General features: G+C 63.3%; 20 protein-coding genes and 1 tRNA gene. 4 read left to right on the top strand and 17 right to left on the bottom strand.

Annotation, left to right across the window (positions count from 1 at the left end; translation table 11 throughout):
* Nucleotides 1-32: 32 nt before the first annotated feature.
* The 4 genes from AC07VY_RS10275 to guaD all read right to left on the bottom strand — a co-directional run bounded on the left by AC07VY_RS10275 (nucleotide 33) and on the right by guaD (nucleotide 4,701).
* The gene (locus tag AC07VY_RS10275) at nucleotides 33-1,892 is read right to left on the bottom strand and encodes a dipeptide ABC transporter ATP-binding protein (RefSeq protein ID WP_495097340.1); all 1,860 of its coding nucleotides are present in this window, start codon (nucleotides 1,890-1,892) and stop codon (nucleotides 33-35) included.
* Nucleotides 1,889-2,725, bottom strand: coding sequence for a class II glutamine amidotransferase (locus AC07VY_RS10280; protein WP_495097341.1), 837 nt, complete (start codon nucleotides 2,723-2,725; stop codon nucleotides 1,889-1,891). The genes AC07VY_RS10275 and AC07VY_RS10280 overlap by 4 nt, the downstream gene beginning before the upstream one ends.
* 41 nt (nucleotides 2,726-2,766) lie before the next feature.
* A complete protein-coding gene (gene dcd, locus AC07VY_RS10285) occupies nucleotides 2,767-3,333 on the bottom strand; it encodes a dCTP deaminase (RefSeq protein ID WP_495097342.1) in 567 nt (188 codons plus the stop codon).
* A gap of 84 nt (nucleotides 3,334-3,417) precedes the next feature.
* Nucleotides 3,418-4,701 carry a guanine deaminase gene (gene guaD, locus AC07VY_RS10290; protein WP_495097343.1) on the bottom strand — a complete coding sequence of 428 codons (1,284 nt, stop codon included), beginning with the start codon at nucleotides 4,699-4,701 and terminating at the stop codon, nucleotides 3,418-3,420.
* Between the two features lie 34 nt (nucleotides 4,702-4,735).
* Between guaD and AC07VY_RS10295 the strand changes: the two genes are divergently transcribed.
* Nucleotides 4,736-5,518, top strand: coding sequence for a tetratricopeptide repeat protein (locus AC07VY_RS10295; RefSeq protein WP_495097344.1), 783 nt, complete (start codon nucleotides 4,736-4,738; stop codon nucleotides 5,516-5,518).
* Nucleotides 5,519-5,541: 23 nt separating this feature from the next.
* Entirely contained in the window at nucleotides 5,542-5,952 is a 411-nt protein-coding gene (locus AC07VY_RS10300) for a hypothetical protein (protein ID WP_495097345.1), read from the top strand.
* Nucleotides 5,953-6,025: 73 nt separating this feature from the next.
* On the opposite strand, the gene AC07VY_RS10305 is transcribed toward AC07VY_RS10300, so the two are convergent.
* The 8 genes from AC07VY_RS10305 to AC07VY_RS10340 all read right to left on the bottom strand — a co-directional run bounded on the left by AC07VY_RS10305 (nucleotide 6,026) and on the right by AC07VY_RS10340 (nucleotide 15,891).
* Complete coding sequence (locus tag AC07VY_RS10305; RefSeq protein ID WP_495097346.1) at nucleotides 6,026-7,711, bottom strand: acid phosphatase; 1,686 nt, start codon at nucleotides 7,709-7,711, stop codon at nucleotides 6,026-6,028.
* 184 nt (nucleotides 7,712-7,895) lie between these two features.
* A complete protein-coding gene (locus AC07VY_RS10310) occupies nucleotides 7,896-8,939 on the bottom strand; it encodes an adenosine deaminase (protein ID WP_495097347.1) in 1,044 nt (347 codons plus the stop codon).
* Nucleotides 8,939-9,922, bottom strand: a complete 984-nt coding sequence (locus tag AC07VY_RS10315; protein WP_495097348.1) for an aromatic ring-hydroxylating dioxygenase subunit alpha — start codon at nucleotides 9,920-9,922, stop codon at nucleotides 8,939-8,941. The genes AC07VY_RS10310 and AC07VY_RS10315 overlap by 1 nt, the downstream gene beginning before the upstream one ends.
* A gap of 207 nt (nucleotides 9,923-10,129) precedes the next feature.
* Complete coding sequence (locus AC07VY_RS10320) at nucleotides 10,130-11,296, bottom strand: BMP family ABC transporter substrate-binding protein (protein WP_495097349.1); 1,167 nt, start codon at nucleotides 11,294-11,296, stop codon at nucleotides 10,130-10,132.
* Nucleotides 11,297-11,341: 45 nt separating this feature from the next.
* Nucleotides 11,342-12,262, bottom strand: a complete 921-nt coding sequence (locus AC07VY_RS10325; RefSeq protein ID WP_495097350.1) for an ABC transporter permease — start codon at nucleotides 12,260-12,262, stop codon at nucleotides 11,342-11,344.
* On the bottom strand, nucleotides 12,262-13,353 hold the full coding sequence (locus AC07VY_RS10330) for an ABC transporter permease (RefSeq protein ID WP_495097351.1): 1,092 nt from the start codon (nucleotides 13,351-13,353) through the stop codon (nucleotides 12,262-12,264). Before AC07VY_RS10330 ends, AC07VY_RS10325 begins: the two co-directional genes overlap by 1 nt.
* The gene (locus tag AC07VY_RS10335) at nucleotides 13,340-14,896 is read right to left on the bottom strand and encodes an ABC transporter ATP-binding protein (protein WP_495097352.1); all 1,557 of its coding nucleotides are present in this window, start codon (nucleotides 14,894-14,896) and stop codon (nucleotides 13,340-13,342) included. The genes AC07VY_RS10330 and AC07VY_RS10335 overlap by 14 nt, the downstream gene beginning before the upstream one ends.
* Before the next feature lie 62 nt (nucleotides 14,897-14,958).
* On the bottom strand, nucleotides 14,959-15,891 hold the full coding sequence (locus AC07VY_RS10340) for a LysR family transcriptional regulator (protein WP_495097353.1): 933 nt from the start codon (nucleotides 15,889-15,891) through the stop codon (nucleotides 14,959-14,961).
* A gap of 322 nt (nucleotides 15,892-16,213) precedes the next feature.
* Here AC07VY_RS10340 and xdhA point away from each other — a divergent pair, with 322 nt between their 5' ends.
* Complete coding sequence (gene xdhA, locus AC07VY_RS10345; protein ID WP_495097354.1) at nucleotides 16,214-17,683, top strand: xanthine dehydrogenase small subunit; 1,470 nt, start codon at nucleotides 16,214-16,216, stop codon at nucleotides 17,681-17,683.
* The gene (gene xdhB, locus AC07VY_RS10350) at nucleotides 17,680-20,007 is read left to right on the top strand and encodes a xanthine dehydrogenase molybdopterin binding subunit (protein ID WP_495097355.1); all 2,328 of its coding nucleotides are present in this window, start codon (nucleotides 17,680-17,682) and stop codon (nucleotides 20,005-20,007) included. The genes xdhA and xdhB overlap by 4 nt, the downstream gene beginning before the upstream one ends.
* A 72-nt stretch (nucleotides 20,008-20,079) precedes the next feature.
* Here xdhB and AC07VY_RS10355 read toward each other — a convergent pair.
* The 5 genes from AC07VY_RS10355 to tolB all read right to left on the bottom strand — a co-directional run bounded on the left by AC07VY_RS10355 (nucleotide 20,080) and on the right by tolB (nucleotide 23,654).
* Nucleotides 20,080-20,155 (bottom strand) — tRNA-Lys (locus AC07VY_RS10355).
* A 37-nt stretch (nucleotides 20,156-20,192) separates the two neighbouring features.
* Nucleotides 20,193-20,975 (bottom strand): tRNA threonylcarbamoyladenosine dehydratase, encoded by a 783-nt coding sequence (locus tag AC07VY_RS10360; RefSeq protein ID WP_495097356.1) that lies wholly within the window; start codon nucleotides 20,973-20,975, stop codon nucleotides 20,193-20,195.
* Nucleotides 20,976-21,722, bottom strand: a complete 747-nt coding sequence (gene ybgF, locus AC07VY_RS10365; protein WP_495097357.1) for a tol-pal system protein YbgF — start codon at nucleotides 21,720-21,722, stop codon at nucleotides 20,976-20,978.
* A gap of 65 nt (nucleotides 21,723-21,787) precedes the next feature.
* Nucleotides 21,788-22,330: a peptidoglycan-associated lipoprotein Pal gene (gene pal / locus AC07VY_RS10370; protein WP_495076516.1), complete on the bottom strand. Its 543-nt coding sequence runs from the start codon at nucleotides 22,328-22,330 to the stop codon at nucleotides 21,788-21,790.
* A gap of 37 nt (nucleotides 22,331-22,367) precedes the next feature.
* Nucleotides 22,368-23,654, bottom strand: a complete 1,287-nt coding sequence (gene tolB / locus AC07VY_RS10375) for a Tol-Pal system beta propeller repeat protein TolB (RefSeq protein ID WP_495097358.1) — start codon at nucleotides 23,652-23,654, stop codon at nucleotides 22,368-22,370.
* Between the last annotated feature and the right edge of the window lie 46 nt (nucleotides 23,655-23,700).

Here is a 23,700-nt window from a genome sequence, read left to right on the forward strand (position 1 = left end):
CCAAAAATCCCGGCTACCGGGTACCAAACTATCTAGTAGACACCACCTACCTTGTGCCGTGCCACAAAATGGCCCGGCCCCACCTCCAGCAGGGGTTCTACCTGCGGCAAATCGCCCAGCGCGCGAATCGGACTGGGGATGTCGCCCACCAGCAGCTCACGCTTGCCGCGTCGGCGCGCCGGGTCGGCTACTGGCACCGCCGACATCAGGCGGCGGGTGTAGGCGTGCTGCGGGTTCTCGAACACGGCGCGGCGTGGGCCGATCTCGACGATCTGGCCCAGGTACATCACCGCCACGCGGTGGCTGATGCGCTCCACTACCGCCATATCGTGCGAGATGAACAAAAAGGCGATGCCAAATTCGCGCTGCAAGTCCAGCATCAGGTTCACGATCTGCGCGCGTATCGATACGTCCAGCGCCGACACGGCCTCGTCGGCAATCACCACCTTGGGGTTCAACGCCAGGGCCCGCGCAATCGCGATGCGCTGGCGCTGGCCGCCAGAGAATTCATGCGGATACCGCTGGGCCGCGCTGGCGGGCAGGCCCACACGCTGCAGCAGCTCGGTCACGCGCTGCTCGGCCTGCGTACCCTGGGCCACGCCGTGCACCAGCAGCGGCTCCATGATGGCAAAGCCCACGGTGAGCCGAGGGTCCAGCGAGGCAAATGGGTCTTGAAAAATGAACTGCACGTCGCGCCGCAAGGCCTGCAGCGCGCGGCCCTGTAGCGGCGCAATCGCGCGCCCGGCCACGTCCACGCTGCCGGCATTGAACTCCACCAGCCGCGCCAGCGAGCGCCCGGTGGTGGACTTGCCACAGCCCGACTCGCCCACCAGGGCCAGGGTTTCGCCCGGCTGCAGGCTGAAGCTGACCTGCTCCACCGCGCAGACCTGGCGCGTCACCCGGCCCAGCACACCGGTACGCACCGGGAAGCGCGTGGTCAGCGCCTGCACGCGCAGCACCGGCGGCGCCTGGCGCTGCACCGTATCCGGCAGCGGCTGATCGAGCACCGCAGAGGCATCAGCGTCCAGCAGCGGAAACTTGGCTGGCGTGTCGGTGCCATGCATGGCGCCCAGCGTAGGCACGGCCGCCAGCAAGGCTTTGGTATAGGCTTGTTGAGGGGCTGCAAACAGAGCAGCGCAGTCGCCCTCTTCCACCGGATCGCCACGGTACATCACCAGCACGCGGTCGGCCATCTCGGCCACCACGCCCATGTCGTGGGTGATGAAAACCACGCCCATCTGCATTTCGTCTTGCAGCATGCGGATGATGGCCAGCACCTGGGCCTGGATGGTCACGTCCAGCGCGGTGGTGGGTTCGTCGGCAATCAGCAGACTGGGTTTGCAGGACAAGGCCATGGCAATCATCACGCGCTGGCGCATGCCACCTGACAGCTGGTGCGGAAAGCGGTCCAGTACATTTTTAGCCTCAGGGATACGCACCAGGTCCAGCATGCGCAAGGCCTCGGCACGGGCCGCTGCGCGGGCCAGACCCTGGTGCAGGCGGATCGACTCGGCGATCTGCTCACCCACCGGGAACACCGGGTTCAGCGAGGTCATGGGCTCCTGGAACACCATGGCCATCTCAGCCCCACGGATGCGCCGCATGGTGGCCGGGCTGGCCCGGGCCAGATCCAGCACCGAGCCGTCGCGCCGGTGGAAATCCATTTGACCGCTGACGATACGGCCACCGCCGTTTTCCACCAGACGCATCAGCGCCAGCGAAGATACCGACTTGCCCGAACCCGACTCGCCCACGATGGCCAGGGTTTCACCCGCATTGACATGGAAGGACAGGTCGCGCACCGCGTCCACGACGCGCTCCTTGGTTTCAAAGCGTACGCCCAGGTGGCGCACATCCAGAACACGGCGAGGCTTTGCGCCCTCCACCGTCACGCAGCCACTCCGCGCAGCAGCCGGGCCGTGCTGTAACTGCTGTCAGCCGGTTCCTGCAGACTACTCCAGACCTGGGCGCCTTCCACGAAGACCTTCAGCTCGCCGGGCTCGAAGCTGGACCAGGGCTCATCCGTGGTCAGCGGCTCGGTGGCCACCAGCACCATGCGGTCGCTTTCGCTGTTGACCTCACGCAGGTCCAGCGTCATGTCGCAATCGACCAGGCGCGCGGTCTGGAACGGGTGCTGACGCGACACCCAGCTGAGCTTGGTGGAGCAATGCGCGTACATGGCCTCGCCGTTGGACAGCAGGAAATTGAACACGCCATGGTCTGAAATACGGCGCGACAAACCGGCCAGCACCGGTGCGATCTGCTTCCAGCTGGGCGGGCAGGCGCCGCAGAACACGCTGCGCAGCTCCTGCAGCATCCAGCAAAAGGCTTTTTCGCTATCGGTCGTGCCCACCGGCAGGTAGTTGCCCACCAGGCCGGGGTGGAAGTTCTTCAGGTCGCCGTTGTGGCAAAACACCCAGTGCTGGCCCAGCCATTCACGCTGGAACGGGTGGCAGTTAGACAGGGTGATCTGGCCCTGCGTAGCCTTGCGGATATGCGCCAGCACGGACTTGGATTTGATCGGATAGCTGCGCACAAAGTCGGCCAGCGGCGAGTCGCTGGCCCGGCCGTCGTCGATGAACAAGCGGCAACCGGTGCGCTCATAGAAGGCGATACCCCAGCCATCTGCATGCTCACCCGTCTGGCCGCCCCGGGCGGAAAAGCCGGTAAACGAGAAGTTGATGCTGGCGCTGCTATTGCAGTTCATGGCGAGCATTTGGCACATGGTGGTTTCTTTCCTTGGATTCGCCTAATGCCCAGCAAAAATCAGGCCCGGGGCAGGGTCACTCCCACCTGGCCTTGGTATTTGCCGCCACGGTCTTTGTAGCTGACTTCGCAGACTTCGTCGCTTTCAAAGAACAGCACCTGGGCACAGCCTTCACCCGCGTAAATCTTGGCGGGCAGCGGCGTGGTGTTGCTGAATTCCAGCGTCACATAGCCTTCCCACTCGGGTTCGAAAGGGGTCACGTTAACGATGATGCCGCAGCGCGCGTAGGTGGATTTACCCAGGCAGATGGTCAGCACATTGCGCGGAATGCGGAAGTACTCGACCGTGCGGGCCAGTGCAAAGCTATTGGGCGGGATGATGCAGCTATCGCCAGAGAAATCGACAAAGCTTTTTTCGTCGAAGTTCTTCGGGTCCACCACGGTGCTGTGGATATTGGTGAAGACCTTGAACTCGGGCGCACAGCGGATGTCGTAGCCGTAGCTGCTGGTGCCGTAGCTGATGATTTTGTTGCCATCTCGCTCGCGGATCTGGCCGGGCTCAAAGGGTTCGATCATGCCGTGTTGCTCGGCCATGCGGCGAATCCATTTGTCGCTTTTGATTGTCATAAAGATGTCTTTCGGTGAACGGCGATTGTAGCGTGCGGCATCCTTGAATGCTATCAACTTAATAGCTATATCGACATAAGCAATCTACAGCGCCTGCGAAATCACCGTGCGCTCCACCAGACGGTCGTCGCCCAGAATAATGCAGCCAAACAGCAGCTCGTCCAGGCTGTGCGCCCGCGAGGTCTTGCGTGCCAGCAGCGGCGTGGCCTGCGGGTTCAGCACCAGGAAGTCGGCCTCGCAGCCCACCGCCAGATTACCCACAACCCCGCCCAGGCCCAGCGCGGCGGCGGCGCCCGCCGTGTGCTGCCACCACAGCTGCTGCGGACCCAGGGACAGGCCGGCCTTGGTCTGCCCCTCTCTCCCCACGTAATAGGCAGCTCGCATGGTGTGGAAGGGGCTGAAGCTGGTGCCGCCGCCCACATCGCTGGCCAGGCCGTAGCGGAAGCCCGCGCGGTCCGCCTCGGCGTAGTCGAAAAAGCCACTGCCCAGGAACAGGTTGCTGGTCGGGCTGACGGCGGCCACGGTGCCGCTGTCGCGCATCAGCGCGCGGTCGATGGCGTCAAAGTGAATGCAGTGCGCGTACACGGCACGCGGGCGCAGCAGGCCGAAGTCCTGGTACACCTCCAGGTAGCTGCGCGCATCCGGGAACAGCTCCTTGACCCAGGCGATCTCGCCCAGGTTCTCGGCCACATGCGACTGCACCCATACATCCGGGTAGCGCGCAGCCAACTCGCCCGCTCCGCGCAGCTGCTCCGGCGAGCTGGTGGGCGCAAAGCGCGGCGTGATGGCATAGCCCAGGCGGTCCACGCCGTGCCAACGCTGCAGCAGGTCTTCGGTGTCGATCAGGCTTTGTTCGGTTTCGTCGCGCACGCCGTCGGGTGAATTGCGGTCTTGCAGCACCTTGCCGGTCATCAGGCGCATGCGGTGGCTTTGCGCCTCGGTGAACAGGGCATCCACCGAGCTGGGGTGCGAGGTGGCGAATGCCAGCGCGGTCGTCACCCCATTGCGTAGCAGTTCTGCTATGAAAAACGCAGCTACTTCCGCAGCATAGGCGGGCGAGGAAAAGCGTTTTTCTGCAGGAAAAGTGTAGTTCTCCAGCCAGGGCAGCAAGCCGTCGGCTGGGGCGCCGATGATGTCAGTCTGCGGATAGTGGATGTGCATGTCCACAAAACCCGGCGCCAGGATGCGCCCAGGCAGGTGTTCCACGGTCAATCCCGGGTATTTGGGCCCCAGCGTACGGTAGGGGCCCACGGCCTGCACCACCCAGGTGCCCAGGGCATTGGGGCCGACGACCAGCAGGCCGTCCTCCTCGTACAGGGCGGTTTGGTCGTCGGCAAAACGGAGAATAGCGGCGCGGTAAGCTTTCATATCTGACAAGCTTACGCATAATTCAGGCCATTTGATGTATTCCAACATGCCGATATCGACTTCTATCCATGCGCTACCGACCCGCCTGGAAGACCTGAACACCCTCCCCGCCGACCAATGGCAGGCCATTCTGGCCAGTCCGCCCGACCAGGCCCTGCCCTGGGTGCGCACCGCCGCCGAGCTCGGCCATGCCGACGCGCAGTCGGTGCTGGGCCAGTGGCTGCTGGAGGGCCGCGGCCTGGACAAAGACGCGGAGCAGGCCCTGGACTGGTTTCTGAAGGCAGCAGCCCAGGGCCACCCGATCGGTATGAACATGGCCGGCCGCTGCCTGGAAAACGGCTGGGGCACGGCGCCCGACCTGTTTGGCGCTGTCGCCTGGTACAAAAAAGCCGCCAGTCGCGGCCTGGACGCCGGCCTGTACAACCTGGCCAACCAGCTGGCCGCCGGCCACAGCGTGCCGCAAGACCACGCCGCCGCGCTGCAGCTGTACCGCCAGGCCGCCGACCAGGGCCATGCCAAGTCCATGACCAAGATCGGCCGCTATTACGAGGACGGCCTGGTGGTGGAGCAGGACCGGGACGCCGCCTTCTTCTGCTACCAGGAAGGCGCGCAGGGCGGCGACTTTCGCGGGCAGTTCAACTACGCCAGCATGCTGGCCGAGCGCGGCCGCCTGGCCGAGGCCCTGGAGTGGCTGGCCAAAGTGCCGCTCACCGCCACCAAGGCCTACCTGGAGAAGACCGGCGCCCTGCTGCAGCAGTCTGGCAATGCGGAATTCCAGGGCGTCGGCAAGCTGTTCCTGCAGCACGCCGGGCACTGAACCCTGTTCCTATCCGGCTGACCATGGCTGTTGTGCACCCCGTCTTCCCCATCCGCACCGAATGCCCGCCCGGCGCCTGCAACTGCGGGCGCGACGCGCTGCTGCAAAACCCCGACGGCGACCTGCGCGTGCTGCGCCTGACGCGCGAGGACGAAAAGCGCCTGGTGCAGCGCCTGGAAAACCTGAGCAGCCTGGGCGACCTGCGGCGCATGGAAGAGCGGATGGAGCAACAGGTCGGCATACGCCTGAGCATCAGCAGCAGCCCGAACGAGGTCCGCACGCTGCGCGGCATCGTGATCCTGGTGCACGAGCAGCCCGGCCTGTGCCGCAAGACGCGCCAGGCCATACCGGCAGCCATCAAGCGCAGCCTGGAACTGCACCCCGAGATTGCCTACGACATCCTGAACGTGGGCGGCCTGTTCGAAGGCAGCTGAACGCCGCCCCGGCGTTTACTACAGTTTTAGTAGCTGCTAGCGCAGGTAGTACCTGCGCTAGCGGCCTATTTCATCAAGATTTGAATTGCAGGGCGTTGGTCATGTCGCCCATGGGCTGCTGGCCGCGCGCGACCATGGCGTCATCGCGCTCCTTCAGCCCGTCCAGCTTCTCCAGGCCGAACACGCGGGTGATCAGGCGCAGGATGGAGCCGGTGTCGTAAATGGTGTGGTCCACCGTACCCTTGCGGGCGAAAGGCGAAATCACCATCGCCGGCAGGCGCGTACCCGGGCCCCAGCGGTCGCCCTTGGGCGGCGCCACGTGGTCCCACCAGCCGCCGTTTTCGTCCACGGTGACGACGACCACCATGTTCTCCCACTGCGGGCTGGCGCGCAGCAGCTTGATGGCGTGGGCGATGTGGCGGTCGCCGCTGGCCACGTCCGCATAGCCGGCGTGCATGTTCAGATTGCCCTGGGGTTTGTAGAAAGTCACCGGGGGCAGCTTGCCGGCTTCGATGTCGGCAAAGAACTTGTTGGTGCGCGTCTCGTCACCCAGGCCGCCGTCGCGCAGGTGCTTGGTGCGGGCCGTGGGGTTCTCGGGGCCGAGGTTCTTGAAGTAGTTGAAGGGCTGGTGGTGGTACTGGAAGTTGGGGATCTTGGGGATGCCCTTGGAGTCCTTGAACTGATCAAGCGTGGCCTGCCAGGCGCCGGCGTACCAGGCCCAATCCACGCCCTTCTTGTCCAGCTTGTCACCGATATGCTGATGCACCTGCGGCACCAGCACGCTGGGCTGGTTGGGCTCGGCGTAGTCGGGCCGGGCGCTGTCGCGCGACCAGGTAGGCCAGTACGGTGGCGCCATGGTGTTGACGGCGTAGCCATCGGGCGTGAGTGCATTGGGGTCGAACTTTGGCGGGCCATCCATGGCGCTGGCCGGGCTGTTCTCGGTCGGCTGCAGCCGGTAGTCGGTCGGGTCGCTGCTTTGCAACTTGGCCACCTGGGTACGGGCAGGCGAGTTCATCACGTCCGGGTAGAAGGGCACGGTGCCCGTGACCAGGTACTGGTGGTTCAGGAAAGAGCCGCCGAATGCGCCCTGGAAGAAGTTGTCGCACAGCACGAATTCCTGCGCGATGTCCCACAGGCGCAGGTTGTAACGGGTGTCGGCGTAGTAGCCCATGGTGATGCCACCCGCGTCGCCCCAGGCCACAAAGCCGTCGTTCTTGCCGCCGTTGATCTGCATCTGGTTGTGAAAGAAAGCATGGATCAGGTCGCGCGTGACCAGGCCCAGCGGCAACGCCTCGCCCTGCGGACCTTTGAGCGCATACGGGGCATTGGGCAAGTCGGTCTGGTACTGCGTGCCGGCCTCGTAGGTCACACCTTCGACCACCTGCGTGCCGACTTGCACCACGCCGCCCCAGGTCTGCGGCAGCTTGCCCAGCAGCTTGCCGTCGCGGTCACGCTGGGCGAAGTCGGCGGGCTTCAGGGCCGACAAAGGCTTTTCCAGACCGGGGAAGTTGGCAAACAGGTTGTTGAAGCTGCGGTTTTCAGCGTAGATCACAACCACGGTTTTGACGTTTTTCTGCAAGGCGCTATCCAGCGCGCTGCTCTCCATGGCACCAGAGCCACGCATGCCGTCGGTCGCGCAGGCGGTGAGCGTGGCACCCACGCCGGCCGTGGCCATGCCGCCCAGGAAGTGGCGGCGCTTGAGTTCGGGTGCTGGGCTGGTGCTTGCAGAGTCTTCGGTGGAGTCTCGTGGGTCCGTCATGGCATTCCTGGCTGGTTTGTTGTCTACGAAGCTAGGCATGCTAGCCAGCAACGGTGACAAAGAACAGCGCCGAATATGTAAAGGAATGTGAAACCCAGCCCATCATTTCACTATAGAAAAAATAGCTGCTGGCGCAGGTGCTATCTGCGCCAGCAGCCTATTTTCTATAAATTTTCCAACCAGCCTAAAAGCTGGTGAAGCAGGCTTGCAGGCGATCGGTCAGGGTTTTCTTATGGCTGGCGTCGATGAAGCTCGCCTCGAAGCTATTGGCCGCTAGCTGGTAGGCCTGCTGAGCGCCCAGGCCGGTGGCGGCGAAGGTCTGGGTGAAGTTCTCATTGATGTAGCCACCAAAGTAGGCCGGGTCGTCTGAGTTCACCGTGGCCACCAGGCCGGCATCGAGCAGGCGGCCCAGGTTGTGGTCGGCCAGGTTGGGGAACACGCACAGCTTCTGGTTGGACAGCGGGCACACCGTCAGCGGGATGCGGTCCTTGGCCAGGCGCTGCATCAGCAGGGCATCCTGGAAGGACTGCACGCCGTGGTCGATGCGCTCGACCTTGAGGACATCCAGCGCGCTCCAGATATAGGCAGGCGGCCCCTCCTCGCCCGCGTGGGCCACCAGGCGCAGGCCCAGGCTGCGGCACTTGGCGAAGACCTGGGCGAACTTCTCGGGCGGGTGGCCCAGCTCGCTGGAGTCCAGGCCCACGCCGACGAATTTGTCCTGGTACGGCAGTGCCTGCTCCAGCACCTCGAACGCGTCTGCCTCGCTGAGGTGGCGCAGAAAGCACAGTATCAGCACCGCGCTCAGCCCCCACTGCTTGTGCGCGTCCTGGCAGGCGCGATGCAGGCCGTTGATCACCACCTCGATGGGCACGCCGCGCGCGGTATGCGTCTGGGGGTCGAAAAACATCTCAGTGTGCACCACGTTATCGGCGGCAGCGCGGGCCAGATAGGCATGCGCCATGTCGTAGAAGTCCTGCTCGGTCAGCAGCACGCTGGCGCCTGCGTAGTAGATGTCCAGAAAGCTCTGCAGATTGGTAAAGGCGTAGGCACGGCGCAGCTCCTCCACGCTGGCGTAGGGAATGGCCACCTGGTTGCGCTGCGCCAGGGCGAAGATCAGCTCAGGCTCCAGCGAGCCCTCGATGTGCATATGCAGCTCGGCCTTGGGCATGGCGCGCAAGAGCGCGGGCAGACGGTCTGCGGCGATGGGGGGAACGGTAAAGGTGTGCATCAACAGACTCCAAAAGTAATGCCCAGGTTTTTCAAATAGCGGCGGTAGGCGGAGGAAGCTTTGTCCGCCGCCGTGTGCAGCTCGGCGCGCAGGTCCAGCGGCAGGCGCTTAGGCGCCTGCGATTCCAGCACGGGCTGGTCTTGCGTAAAGATGGTGTGCTGAAAGGCCCGCATGGCATCGATGGTGCTGGTCCAGTCATTGGAAGCCAGTCTAAACCAGACCCGGCTGCGCTCGGGCCCCTGCGGGCAGATGAACAAGGCGATGGCCTCGCGGTAGTCTTGCAACGCCACTTGCGCCGGGTCAGGCAGCTTGGTGAGTACCGCCGTATAGGGCGCTTCGACCGCATAGCTGTACTCCACTTGGGCCGGCCCGGTGGCCTGCAAGCTGGATTGGGGCTGCCAGGCCTTGCACTGCGTGGCCCACAGGCCCTGCGCTGTGCTGTCCACCCGGTAGTCGTCGATGGACGATGCCTCGCGCGTGCCCAGCCAGCCCTCGTGCACAAAGGCGAAGTGCGACATGTCCAGAAAATTCTCGACTAGGCGCGGCGCACTGGTGGCCACGTCATACGGGCCGCACAGCAGCTTGCGCAGCCGCGCATCGGACTCGGCAGCAAACGGTACAAGCTCCTGCGGTGAGGCAGGCGCCTGCAACTGCACCCACACCAAGCCATAGCGTTCGCAAGCCGCAAAGACAGTGGCTGTATGCCCGGCCGGCGGCACAAAGCCCGGCAGCGCCGGCACCCGCACACATTGCCCCATAGCCGCGAACTGCCAGCCGTGGTAAGGGCACTCCAGCCGGTCATCACGCACCTGGCCCAGCGAAAACCGCGCACCCCGGTGCGGGCACTGATCCGCCCAGGCATGCACCCCACCCGCCGCGTCGCGCCACAGCACCAACGGCTGGTCCAGCAAAGTAGCCCCCAGCGGCTGCTGCGCCACCGCCTCACTGGCGGCCACCGGATGCCAAAGCGTTTTTTCAATCATCTTCAAGCCATTCAGCAAAGACTGTGCCGCAATAAAAAAGCCGCTCCGAAGAGCGGCTTTCAAAGGGGCAGCAACCGCCCTCTTCTCCAGGCCAGCGCAGCGAGGCCCCTTCCAGAAACACCGCAGATCCGGCTCCGCCGGTCTGCTGGTGTTGCCCCCTGCAAGGGGGTTGGCGGCCACACGCAGTGGGCAAGCCTGGGGGTGTACTTACTTCCCGCCTGGAACCTTGCCCTCAACACCCTTCACGTAGAAGTTGATGCCTTGCAGGAAGGCGTCATCCGCCACGGCGTCCTTAGCGACCAGCACCTTGCCGTCTTGGCCCACGATGGGGCCCTTCCAGATGGCGAAGCTGCCGTCGGCCAAGCCCTTCTTGACTTCGTCGATCTTGGCCTTGGTTTCAGCTGGCACGTCATCGGCGATGGACACGACATCAATCGCGCCTTCCTTCACACCCCACCAAGCTTGGCCAGTAGCCCACTTGCCGTCCAGAGCGTCCTTGGTGGCCTTGATGTAGTACGGGCCCCAGTTGATGATGCTGGATGCCAGATGGGCCTTGGGGCCATAGGCGGACATGTCGGAATCCCAGCCGAAGGCGCGCTTGCCCTTGCTTTCAGCGGTCTTCAGCACGGCGGAAGAATCGGTGTTCTGGAACAGGATGTCGGCGCCGCCGTTGATCAGCGAGGTGGCGGCTTCGGTTTCCTTGGGTGGGCTGAACCATTCGTTCACCCAGACCACCTTGGTCTTGATCTTGGGGTTGCTGCTTTGCGCGCCCAGCGTGAAGCTGTTGATGTTGCGGATCACTTCAGGGATTGGCACCGAGCCCACGATGCCCAGCACGTTGGTCTTGGTCATCTTGCCCGCGATGATGCCGGCCATGTAGGCGCCTTCGTAGGTACGGCTGTCGTAGGTACGCACGTTGTCAGCCGTCTTGTAGCTGGTGGCGTTCTCGAACTTCACATCCTTCAGGTCGGCAGCGGCCTTCAGCATGGGTTCCATGTAGCCGAAGGTGGTGCCGAAGATCAGCTTGTTGCCTTGACCGGCCATGTCGCGCAGCACGCGTTCGGCGTCGGCGGACTCGGGCACGTTTTCCACGTAGCTGGTGACGATCTTGTCGCCCAGTTCCTTTTCCAACGCCAGGCGGCCACGGTCGTGTGCATAGGTCCAGCCACCATCGCCCACGGGGCCCAGGTAGGCAAACGCCACCTTCAGCGGCTCGGGCTTGGCGGGTGCAGCCTCGGCCGCAGGCGCGGAAGCAGGGGCTGCCGCAGGGGCAGCAGGTGCCGGCTCTTCCTTCTTGCCGCAACCCGCCAGGGCTGCCGCCACCGCGGACGCGGCAGCGAGTTGGATGAGGGAGCGTTTCTTCAAGTCAGTCATGGCAAAAGCACTTTCAGGCAGGGTTGAAAAAAGAGTAACAAAACATTATGAACCGGGAAAAAACGGTTTCCCCAGCGACGCGGGCATATTCATGCGTATCCACGCCGGGTTGCGCGAGATCAGCGCCAGCACCACGATAGGAGCCAGATAGGGCAGCATGCTCAGGAACTGGCTGGGCACGTTGACCCCCGTTCCCTGCAGATGGAAGGACAGCATGGTCACGCCACCAAACAGGTAGGCGCCCAGCAATACGCGGGCTGGCCGCCAGGTGGCAAAAGTGGTGAGCGCCAGGGCAATCCAGCCGCGCCCGGCGACCATACCCTCCACCCACAACGGGGTGTAAACCAGCGAGACAAAAGCACCCGCCAGGCCACACATGGCACCACCGGCCACCACGGCCATGAAGCGGATGCGGCGCACGGAATAGCCCAGCGCGTGGGCCGACTCGGGCGACTCACCCACCGAGCGCAGCACGAGGCCGGAACGCGTGCGGTACAGGAACCAGATCAAGCCCAGGGTCAGCGCCATCGTCACATATACCAGCGGATGCTGGCGGAACAGCGCCGGCCCCACCAAGGGAATGTCGCCCAGCAAGGGCACCGAGAACTGCACCCGCTCCGGCAGCTTTTCCTGCACGTACTGGATGCCCACGAATGCAGAAAAGCCGGAACCGAACAGGCTCAAGGCCAGGCCGGTGGCGTACTGGTTGGTGTTGAGCCAAATTACCAGCACGCCAAACACCGCCGCCAGCAGTGCGCCCGCGCCCATGCCCGCCGCAAAGCCCAGCCAGTCGTTGCCGGTATGCACCACCGTGGCAAAACCGGCAATGGCCGCGCACAGCATCATGCCCTCGGCCCCCAGGTTGACGATGCCTGCACGCTCGTTGATCAGCAGCCCCAGGGCCGCCAAGGCCAGCACGGTGCCGGCGTTGAGCATGTCGCCAAATAGCAAGAAATACGATTCCATTACTTCGCTCCCCCGGTAGCAATGTGGGCGATCCGGGTCAGCCCCAAACGTACGCGGTATGCGATCAAGGTATCGCAGCCCAGCAAGGTAAACAGCAGCAAGCCCTGGAACACCCCGGTCAGCGACTTGGGCAGACCCAGGCGCGACTGCGCCAACTCACCGCCGATGTAGAACATGCTCATCAGCACGGCAGAGAACACCATGCCCACCGGGTGCAGCCGCCCCACATAGGCCACGATGATGGCCGCGAAACCGTAGCCCGCCGGCACATAAGGCGTCAGCTGGCCCAGCGGCCCGGCCACCTCCAGTGCGCCGGCCAAGCCAGCCGTGGCGCCCGACACCAGCAGCGCCGTCCACAAAGCCTTGCGCGAGGAAAACCCGGCATAACGCGCCGCGGCCGGCGCCAGCCCGCCCACCTGCAGTGCGAAACCAGCGCGTGTGCGAAACAGGAACACCCACAGCACCGCCACGCCCGCCAGCGCCATCCACAGCCCAATGCTGACGCGAGAGCCCTTCCAGATGCGCGGGATCTGCGTCACGGCCTCGAAGTTCTTGGACTGCGGGAAGTTATGCCCCATCGGGTCCTTCCAGGGGCCGTCCACCATATAGCCCAGGATGAGCACGGCCACATACACCAGCATCAGGCTCACCAGAATCTCGCTGGCATTGAACTTGTCGCGCAGCACCGCCGTGACGCTAGCCCAGGCCATGCCGCCCAGCACACCGGCCAGCAAGATGGGCACGACGATCCAGGGGCTGCTGCCCTTATCGGCCATCAGCGCCACGCCGCCGGCAAAGATGGCACCCAGAAGGTACTGGCCCTCAGCCCCAATGTTCCAAACGTTGGAGCGAAAGCACACGGCCAGGCCCAGCGCGATCAGCAGCAAGGGCACGGCCTTGACCATCAACTCGCCCAGCGCATACGGGGTCTTGATGGGCTCCCAAAAGAACACCTGCAGGCCCTTGACCGGGTCTTTGCCCAGCACAACGAACAGCGCAATGCCAATCAACACCGTGATCAGCAGCGCCAGAATGGGCGAACCGTAGCCCCAGAACTTGGACGGCTGGGGGCGGGATTCAAGCTTGAACATAGACCACCTCCGCCATTGCTGCCACTGGCGTAGCCACCACAGGCGGGGCATTCCACAATCCACTCATCCATTCTCCAATCTGGGCCACGGTGGCCTGCGCACGCGGGATGGACGGGGACAAGCGCCCCTTGGCTACCACGTGCAGGCGATCGCATATTTCAAACAATTCGTCCAGCTCTTCGCTGACCACCAGCACCGCGCAACCAGCATCGCGCAGCGCCAGAATCTCGCCGCGGATCTGCGCCGCAGCCCCCACGTCCACCCCCCAGGTGGGCTGGGACACGATCAACAGCTTGGGATTGGCATCGATCTCGCGGCCCACAATGAACTTCTGCAGGTTGCCGCCCGACAGGGACTTGGCAGCCGCATTCGGCCCTCCGGCCTTGACCTTGAAGCGGTCGATGATGGCCTGGGCCTGGGCCTGCAGCGCGCCCAGCTTGATCCAGCCGCTGCCGGCCACCGCGTCGATGCGCGTCAGCAATAGGTTGTGCGCCAGGCCCATGGTGGGCACAGCGCCACGGCCGAGCCGTTCCTCGGGCACGAAATGCACGCCCATGGCACGGCGCGGGCCGGGGCCCATCTGGCCTACATCGCGGCCAAACACCTGCACCATGTCGGGCCGGGCCCGCACGTCTTCGCCCGACAAGGCGTATAGCAACTCACGCTGGCCGTTACCGGAGACGCCAGCAATACCGACCACCTCGCCCTCGCGCACATCCAGGTCGATGCCATCCAGGTCCACACCAAACTGGTCTTCGCGTGCCAAGTGCAAGCCGCGCACGCGCAGCACGGTGGGGCCGGTCTTGACATCGCGGTGCTGCAACGCGGGTGGCTCGGCGCCAATCATCAGGCGGCTGAGCGAGGCATTGCTTTCCTCGGTAGGGTTGCACACGCCTGTGACCTTGCCGCCGCGCAGCACGGTGCAGGCGGTGCAGAGTTCACGAATTTCATGCAGCTTGTGGCTGATGTAGAGAATGCTGCAGCCCTCGGACACCAGCTGTTTGAGCACCACGAACAGCTTCTCCACCGCCTGCGGCGTCAGCACCGAGGTGGGCTCGTCCAGGATCAGCAATTGCGGGTTGGTGAGCAGCGAGCGGATGATTTCCACCCGCTGCATCTCGCCCACGCTCAGGGTATGCACCGGGCGGCTGGGGTCGATATCCAGGCCGTAGGCGCTGGCCTTGGCGGTGATGCGCTGGGTGACTTCAGCCAGGCTCAGGCTTTTGTCCAGGCCCAGCCACACGTTCTCGGCCACGGTGAGGGTGTCGAACAAACTGAAGTGTTGGAACACCATGCTGATCCCTAGCGCCCGCGCTTCCTGCGGGTTGCGGATGTGCACCGGCTGACCGTTGAACAGCACCGTGCCTTCGTCGGGCTTGACCGAGCCGTAGATGATCTTCATCAGCGTGGACTTGCCCGCGCCGTTCTCGCCCAGCACGGCATGGGCCTCGCCCGGCTGCACCGCCAGCGACACGCCGCTATTGGCCACCACGGCCGGGTAGCGCTTGGTGATGTTCGTCAATTGCAGTCTGGGTGGGGCCATACCTTGGGAATCTCGATTTATAAAAATAATGCCGCTAGCGCAGAGTAATCGTACACGAGCAGCTATGCTTTTCGTAGCGACGCAGCCACCGACTTGGTCAAGGCACGCAACCACTTGCCCGAGGCAGAGGTGTGGGTGCGGGCATGCCACAGCTGGTAGTACATCATGCGCGGGAAAGCGATGGGGCAAGGCAATATCTTGACCGGCAGCGTCGCCACATAGCGCTCGCAGTACTGGCGTCCTGTGGTCAGTACCAGCAAGCTCGATGCCACCATGGCCGGGATCAATCCGAAATGCGCACAGCGCGCGTTAATACTGCGCCGCAAACCCAGGCTGTCCAGGTGCTCGTCTATCACCCCCTTGGCCCCCGGATACACCGGCGTGGGCGCAATGTGCTCGGCTGCCAGCCAGGTGGCCTGGTCCCAGCCACGGCGCACGGCGGGGTGGTCGGAGCTGACCAGGCTGACCACCTCGTCGCCAAACAGGCGGGCGATGTGCAGGTCTTCCGGCGGGCTACTCCAATTGCCCACCACCACGTCCAGCTCACCCTGCGCCAGGTGGGCGTGGTAGTCCAGCTGGCCCGACAGACTGTGGATCTCCACCGTGCACAGTGGGGCCTCAGCCTTCAGACGGGCCACCAGTTGGGGCAGAAATAGCGGGTCCAAATAGTCGCTGGCAGCAATGCGGAAGGTGCTCTGGGCCGTCTTGGGCTCGAATCCGCGCACATCGCTGAACAGCACCTCGGCCGCCCGCAGGATGCTGACGCTGGGGTTGAGCATGCGCAACCCGGCGTCGGTGGGCACCATGCCAGAGCCGGAACGCACCAAAATGGGGTCATCGGCCAGATCGCGCAGACGCTTCAAGGCGGCACTGACCGCGGGCTGGGTCATGCCCAGGCGGATGGCGGCACGGGAAACACTGCTTTCGGTGAGCACGGTATGGAGGACCCTGATGAGATGGAGGTCGATCTTGTCGAAAAGCGTCTGGTCTCTCATAGGTGCTCGTGGATGCAGGTCATATATCTTGGCGTATGTATTGTGGGGCGTGTCCAGACTAGGCTCTGAATATGCGGCCTGCCACAGGGCGTAAGTATGAACAGGTTCTTGTGCCATTCATCCGGCTTCTCACACGCCAATCCGGCTGTGGCTGGTGAGATTGCGGCACAGGAAATGCACAGACATGGCGGCGACGCATTTGAAAAGCAGCGCAACCGCGCCTAGTGTTCCTTAGAACGTATTCACGTTTTTAGGCTTGCCGTATGCTGCATCCATTGACTTTGACTTATATCGTTTCAGCCCCGCTAGGACTCCACACCTTATGACAACCCACCCTCTGCGCTTCATCCGGCGTGGCCAGACCGTGACACTGAACAACGTGCCGCCCGACCGCACCCTGCTGCAGGTGCTGCGCGAAGACCTGGGCGCCATCGGCACCAAGGAAGGCTGCGGCGAAGGCGACTGCGGCGCCTGCACCGTGGTGCTGGCTGAGCCCCATAGCCATGAACATGGCAGCCTGCGCTTTCGCGCCATCAACAGCTGCATACGCCTGGCCCACTCGGTGGACGGCATGGCCTTGTGGACGGTGGAAGACCTGGCCCAGGCCAATGGCGACCTCCATCCAGCCCAGGAAGCCATGGTGCAGTGCCACGGTTCACAGTGCGGTTTTTGCACGCCCGGCTTTGTAATGAGCCTGTTTGGCATGTACCAGAACCATGTATGCCGCGGCCAGGGCATCAGCCGCCAGTTGGCACAAGAGGAACTCTCGGGCAATCTGTGCCGCTGCACCGGCTACCGGCCGATTCTGGACGCCGCGCAGCAAATGGCCAGCCTGCCACCGGTTCATATAGACGAATCCGCCTTGCTACAAAAATTAGAGCTACTTGCGCAGACAAAACCTGCGCTGCAGGCCGATTTTTCTTATAAATCGCCCACCACCCTGGCCGAGCTCACTGCCGCACGCGCAGCGAACCCGCAGGCCCAGATCGTGGCCGGCTGCACCGACGTAGGCCTGTGGGTCACCAAGATGCACAAGCATTTCGACAGCGTGCTGGACGTCACCCAGGTGGCCGAGTTGCGGCAGATCCAGCCACAGGCCGACGGCATCCGCATCGGCGCGGCAGTCACCCTGCAAGACGCCTTCAGCGCGCTGGTGGCCGACCGACCGCAACTGCACAGCTTTGCCAGCCGCTTCGCCGGCCTGCCGGTACGCAACTCGGGCACGCTGGGCGGCAATGTGGCGAATGGTTCACCGATTGGCGACTCCATGCCGCTGCTGATCGCCCTGGGCGCCAGCGTGGGCCTGGCAAGCCTTCGGGGCACGCGCAGCCTGCCGCTGGAGCACCTGTACACCGGCTACCGCAGCAATGTGATGGCGCCCGACGAGGTGTTGGCCTGGATCGACGTGCCCCGCCCGCAAGGCGAGCTGATGCAGGTCTACAAGATTTCCAAACGCTTCGACGACGACATCTCCGCCGTCTGCCTGGCGCTGCAACTGACGCTGAAAGACGGCCTGGTGCACACCGCCTCCATAGGCGCGGGCGGGGTGGCCGCCACCCCAGTGCGCGCGCTGAAAACCCAGGCCGCCCTGGTCGGCCAGCCCTGGAACCAGGCCACGGTGCAGGCCGCTGCCGCGGTGCTGCGCGCCGAGTTCCAGCCCATCTCCGACATGCGCGCCTCGGCCGCCTACCGCAGCGAGGTGCTGGGCAATTTGCTGCAACGTTTCTGGCTGGAAAGCCAAGGCCAGACCCAGATCAATCTGGCCACCCTGGACGTGGAGGCCCTGGTATGAACGCCCCGGAAAAACTCGAAAAACTCTCTCTGACCCCGGCCGCCGCGGGCCGTAGCGTGGCCCATGAAAGCGCCCGCGCCCAGGTGGCTGGCGCCGCCCATTACGTGGACGACCTGCCCGAGGTACGCGGCACGCTGTACGCCGCGCCCATCCTGTCCAACGTGGCCCACGGCACGCTGCACAAGGTGGATACGGCCGCTGCACTAGCCATGCCCGGCGTGCAGGGCGTAGTGCTGGCCCCAGATATCCCCGGCGACCCCATACTGGCCGCGTTTGCACACGACGAAGCCATTTTTGCCATCGACACGGTGCACCACGTCGGCCAGGTAATCGGCCTGGTGGTCGCCGATTCGGTCATGCAGGCACGCGCCGCCGCACGCGCCGTCCAGCTCGACATCAGCCCCCTGCCCGCCCTGCTGGATGTGCGCCAAGCCCACGCCGCCAAAAGCTATGTGCTGCCGCCGGTATTTGTGCGCCGGGGTGATGCCGCAGCAGCCCTGGCCCAGGCACCCCACACCCTCAGCGGCCAGCTGGAAGTAGGTGGCCAGGAACACTTCTACCTGGAGGGCCAGGTAGCCTATGTGCTGCCGCAGGAGCAAGGCCAATGGCTGGTGCATTCCAGCACCCAGCACCCAGGCGAAGTGCAGCATTGGGTGGCCCACGCGCTGGGCATTGCCAACCACGCTGTGCGGGTCGAATGCCGGCGCATGGGCGGCGGCTTTGGTGGCAAGGAAACCCAAGCCGGGCATCTGGCCGTGTGGGCCGCCGTGGCTGCACAGAAGCTGGGCCACCCCATCAAGCTGCGCCTGGACCGGGACGACGACTTCATGGTCACTGGCAAGCGCCACCCGTTTGCCTACGACTACACCGTGGGTTACGACGACCAAGGTCTTATCTGCGGCCTACAGCTGACCATGCTGGCCAATTGCGGCTTCAGTGCCGACCTCAGCGGCCCGGTGGCCGACCGCGCCGTCTTCCACGTGGACAACGCCTACTTTCTGGCCGATGTGGACATCGCTTCCTACCGCCTGAAAACCCATACCCAGAGCCATACCGCCTTCCGCGGCTTTGGCGGACCGCAGGGCGTGATCGTCATCGAAAGCATACTCAGCGAGATCGCCCGCCAGCTCCACCTGGACCCGCTGGCCGTGCGCCGCCACAACCTCTATGACGCGGCGCACACGCCCAACCCGACACGCGATACGACCCACTACCAGATGAAGGTGGAGGACAACATCCTGCACCCCATGCTGGAGCAGATAGAACAAACGTCCAGCTACCAGCAACGCCGGGCCGCGATTGCCGCCTGGAACGCTGGCAGCGCGGTGATCAAGCGCGGCATCAGCATCACGCCGGTGAAGTTCGGCATCTCGTTCACCGCCACGCTGTTCAACCAGGCCGGTGCACTGGTGCATGTCTACACCGATGGCAGCGTGCAGGTAAACCACGGCGGCACCGAGATGGGCCAGGGCCTGAACACCAAGGTGGCGCAAATCGTGGCCGACGAGCTGGGCATTGCATTTGAAAGCGTGCTGGCCACCGCCAGCGACACCAGCAAGGTCCCCAATGCATCGGCCACGGCCGCCTCCAGCGGCACCGATCTGAATGGCCGCGCCGCCCAGTACGCAGCCCGCAATGTGCGCGACAACCTGGCGCAGTTTGTGGCCGGGCTGGACAACTGCGGTCCAGGCGCTGTGCGTTTCAAAGGCGGTGAAATCAGCACCCCGGTGTGCAGCCGACCCTTTGCCAGCGTGGTGCAGCAAGCCTATGCCAACCGCATACAGTTGTGGAGTGACGGCTTCTACCGCACACCCAAGATCCACTACGACAAGACCACACTGACCGGGCGCCCGTTCTACTACTTTGCCTACGGCGCTGCCTGCACCGAGGTGGCCATCGACACCCTGACCGGCGAAAGCAAGGTGTTGAAGGTGGACGTGCTGTACGACGCCGGCACCAGCATCAACCCGGCCATCGATATTGGCCAAGTCGAAGGCGGCTTTATACAGGGCATGGGTTGGCTGACCACCGAGCAGTTGGTGTGGAACGACAAGGGCTATCTGAGCACCCACGCACCCAGCACCTACAAGATCCCAGCCACCGGCGACATACCGGCGCACTTCAAGGTAGCGCTGTGGGAGCAGCCCAACTTCGAGGACAACGTCTTCGGTAGCAAGGCCGTGGGTGAACCGCCCTTCATGCTGGCCATCAGCGTTTTCGAAGCCCTCAAGGACGCTATTGCCACGGCCCGGAACGATGGCGCAGTGGTGCAGCTGGCTGCACCGGCCACGGCAGAAAATGTGCTGAAGGCCCTGGCGCATTGATCCGCAACATTCCACGCCCAGCGTGGAATGCAAAAAGCCCGCTATCTTTTGGATAGCGGGCTTTTACAATTTTGGTGGGACGTGCGGGGGTCGAACCCACGACAAACGGATTAAAAGTCCGCTGCTCTACCAACTGAGCTAACGTCCCAGCTAAAAGCATTTACGCTTTGTAGCGAAGCCTCAAATTATAGCGTGGTTTTTACCGGTTTCTCAAGAGTCTGTGCCAATTGGTCCAAAACCCAGCCCGCAGCACATTGACCGAAAGTGGCCGTGACGCTGACCACCGAGCCATAGCCGTGGCAGTTCAGGCTGCCATCACCCTCCACCGCGCAGGACGCATCGGGCGGCATGACGGCTTCACGGCTGAATACGCAGGTCACTCCGATCTTTTTGCCTTCACGCGGAGCCGCATGTTCCTTGCGCAAGCGGTAGCGCAGCTGCGCCAACAAGGGGTCGTGCGTGGTGAAAGCCAGGTCGTCGACATCCACCTTGTGCGCGTGGCGCTTGCCACCTGCTGCCCCCACACTGATGAAGCAGGCGCGGGTCTGCCGTGCCCAGGCCGCCATACCGGTCTTGGCCTTGACCTGGTCACAGGCGTCCACCACCGCATCCACGCCTTCGGGCAGCAATTGCAACCAGGTTTCAGGCTCGACAAAGTCCTCGATGCAATGCACGGTGCAGCCTGGATTGATCTGGGCGATACGGTCACGCATCGCCAATACCTTGGCCTGCCCGACGGTCGAGTCCAGGGCATGGATTTGCCGGTTGATATTGGATTCAGAAACGTGGTCCAGATCCACCAGAGTCAAGCGCCCTACCCCGCTGCGCGCAAGCGCCTCCACGGTCCAGGAGCCAACGCCGCCAATGCCGACCACCATCACGTGAGCGGCACGAATGCGCGCAGCGCCCGGCACGCCATACAGGCGTTCCAGGCCACCGAAGCGCCGTGCCAGATCTACAGCATCCATTTACTTGAGCTTGGCCAGCCTATCCTTGGCCGCCGATGCAGCTTCAGATTGGGGATAGACCTTGACCAGGTCTTCCAGTGTCTTGCGAGCTGAACGCGCGTCTTTCAGCTCCATCTGGCAATTCGCAATCGACAGCGCGGCCTCAGGTGCGCGCAGATGGTCAGGCGCCGCCGCCAGCAAGGCGCGGAAGTTGGAAATCGCCTCCTTGTAGTCGCGGTTCGCATACTGGGCATTGCCCAGCCAGAACAGTACCGAAGTACCGTAACCACTTTGCGGATAGCGCTTGTTGAAGCCCAGGAAGGCAGTTTGCGCGGCAGGAAAATCACCTTTGCGGAATATAGCCAGCGCGGCATCAAAGTCGCGGCTTTCCGCGGGGTCGGCGGTGAACTCCTTGCCATCCACGGTCACCTTGGCCGGTTCGAACTTGCGCAAACGGTCATCTACCGACTGTGTCTGGTCCTTCATACGGCGCTGCACATCCGCCACGTCACGTGCCAGTTGTTCATCCTGCCCACGCTGCTTGGCCAAGTCGGCGCGTACCGCGTCGATCTGGCTCTGCAAATCCAGCAAGCTGCGCCGCAACTGCGCGTTGTCTTCGTTGGCTCGCTGCAAATCTTCAGCCAGCTTTTTGTTCGAGGACTCGACCCCCAGGCGGTTTGCTTCCACGCGCTGGCGCAAATCCAGAATGGCTTTGCGGGCCTCGTCATCGTCAAACACCCCAGCGTGGACGCTGCCTGCAAGCAGCATGCAGCAAGCCCATGCCACTACGGCCAGACGCCGCACGGGGGCCGTCGAAAGTCTGGCAGTGCGAGTCATCGGTAGCTGATCTCTGCGCGACGGTTTTTCGCCATGGCGGCTTCATCACTGCCCATCACGGCCGGCTTTTCCTTGCCGAAGCTCACAGCTTCGAGCTGAGTGTCAGCCACGCCCAGCAGACCCAAGGCACGGCGCACGGACTCTGCACGCTTCTGCCCCAGGGCCAGGTTGTATTCGCGGCCACCACGTTCGTCGGTATGACCTTCCACCACGGCATGGCGGGTTTTGTCGGCCTTCAAGTAGCGCGCATTCGACTCAATCACCGACTGGTCATTGGGCTGCACCGCGTAGCTATCGAAATCAAAATACACAATGCGCGCGCCATTCGGGCCGATACCGTCGTTGGCCGACTTGGACAGATCCACAGAAGCTACGCTGCTCGCGCCGGCAGCCGAAGCATCACCTTGCGCGCCAGCATTACCAGCCTGGGTGGTACCGGTACCGCTCTTGTCCACGACCGGCACATCGTTCAGCTTGACGCCCGAAGCGCAACCGGCCAGCACAGCCGTCAAAGAAAGAGCCCACACCAAATTTTTCATTTCCATTTCCTCGTTAAATATGAAGTCAATACCGTACTCAGGGCTTCATGAACGGACCCCAATCCGGCTCACGGATATCGCCCGCCTGGCCAGCCAAACGCGCCTTTATTTTTCCGTCCAAGGTAGAGGTCATTAATGCCTCACGCCCCTGCTGCTGGGTTGCGTACACGATCAATCGACTATTGGGGGCAAAGCTGGGGCTCTCGTCCGCAGTGGTATCGGTGATGCTGGTGACGGTGGAACTGCTCAGCTCCATCACTTGCAGCTTGAAGACACCATTGATGCGGGAGATATACGCCAGCCAGCGTCCATCCGGGCTGATGCTGGGTGAAATGTTATAGCTGCCCGAGAAGGTTACTCGCTCGGCATTGCCTCCGCTACTGGGCATGCGGTAGATCTGCGGCGCACCGCCACGATCACTAACGAAATAGATGTATTTTCCATCAGCTGAATACCGGGGCTCAGTGTCAATGCCGCTGGATTGAGTCAGCCGCCGGGGCTCGCCACCATTTGCATCAATCACGTAAATCTGCGAGCCTCCGTCCTTACTGAGCGTCACAGCCAAAGAGCGGCCATCCGGAGACCAGGCCGGCGCACTGTTCGAGCCCTTGAAATTGGCAATCAAGCGGCGCTTACCGGTGGCAACGTCATGCACGTAGATCACAGGCTTGCGGGCCTCGAAAGACACATAAGCCAGTTGCAAACCATTCGGCGACCAGGCCGGAGAAATGATCGACTCCGGGCTAGCTAAGGCCGACTGGCTGTTCTCGCCGTCTGCATCGGCTACCCACAAAGTATGGCGCGAGCCGGCACGAGTTACATAGGCAATGCGGGTCGAAAAAACGCCGCGATCGCCAGTCAGCTTCTCATAGATGAGATCGGCAATGCGGTGCGCAGATAAGCGCAGATCGGCTTGCGGCACGGTGATACTTTGCGCAATCAGGTCCTTAGCCTTCACCACATCCCAAAGGCGGAAACGCACGTCGTAGCGGCCATCGGCCAAGCGAGTCACACTACCCGCCACCAGGGAGTCTGCAGCCTTCTGGCGCCATACCGACACATCGGGCGGGGTGGTTTCATCCAGTTTGGCTCCGCTGGCATCCACCGCCCGGAATTGCCCACTGCGCTCCAGATCGGCTTGCACGATGGCTGCAATCTTTTGCGGAGACTGGTCGTCGCCCTTGAAGCTGGCAATGGCGATAGGCAATTGGGTCAAGCCCACGCCTGACACCTCCACACGGAACTGGGCAAATGCCGAGCCAGCCCCGACCAGCGCCAGGGCGGCCAGACAGGATCGACGGTTCAACGAAAAAACAGAACTCATAAGTGCGTTGTCTTGAATCTCATGGACAAGGGGGTAGGTGGGTTCG

Source organism: Rhodoferax sp. GW821-FHT02C08 (assembly GCF_059421805.1).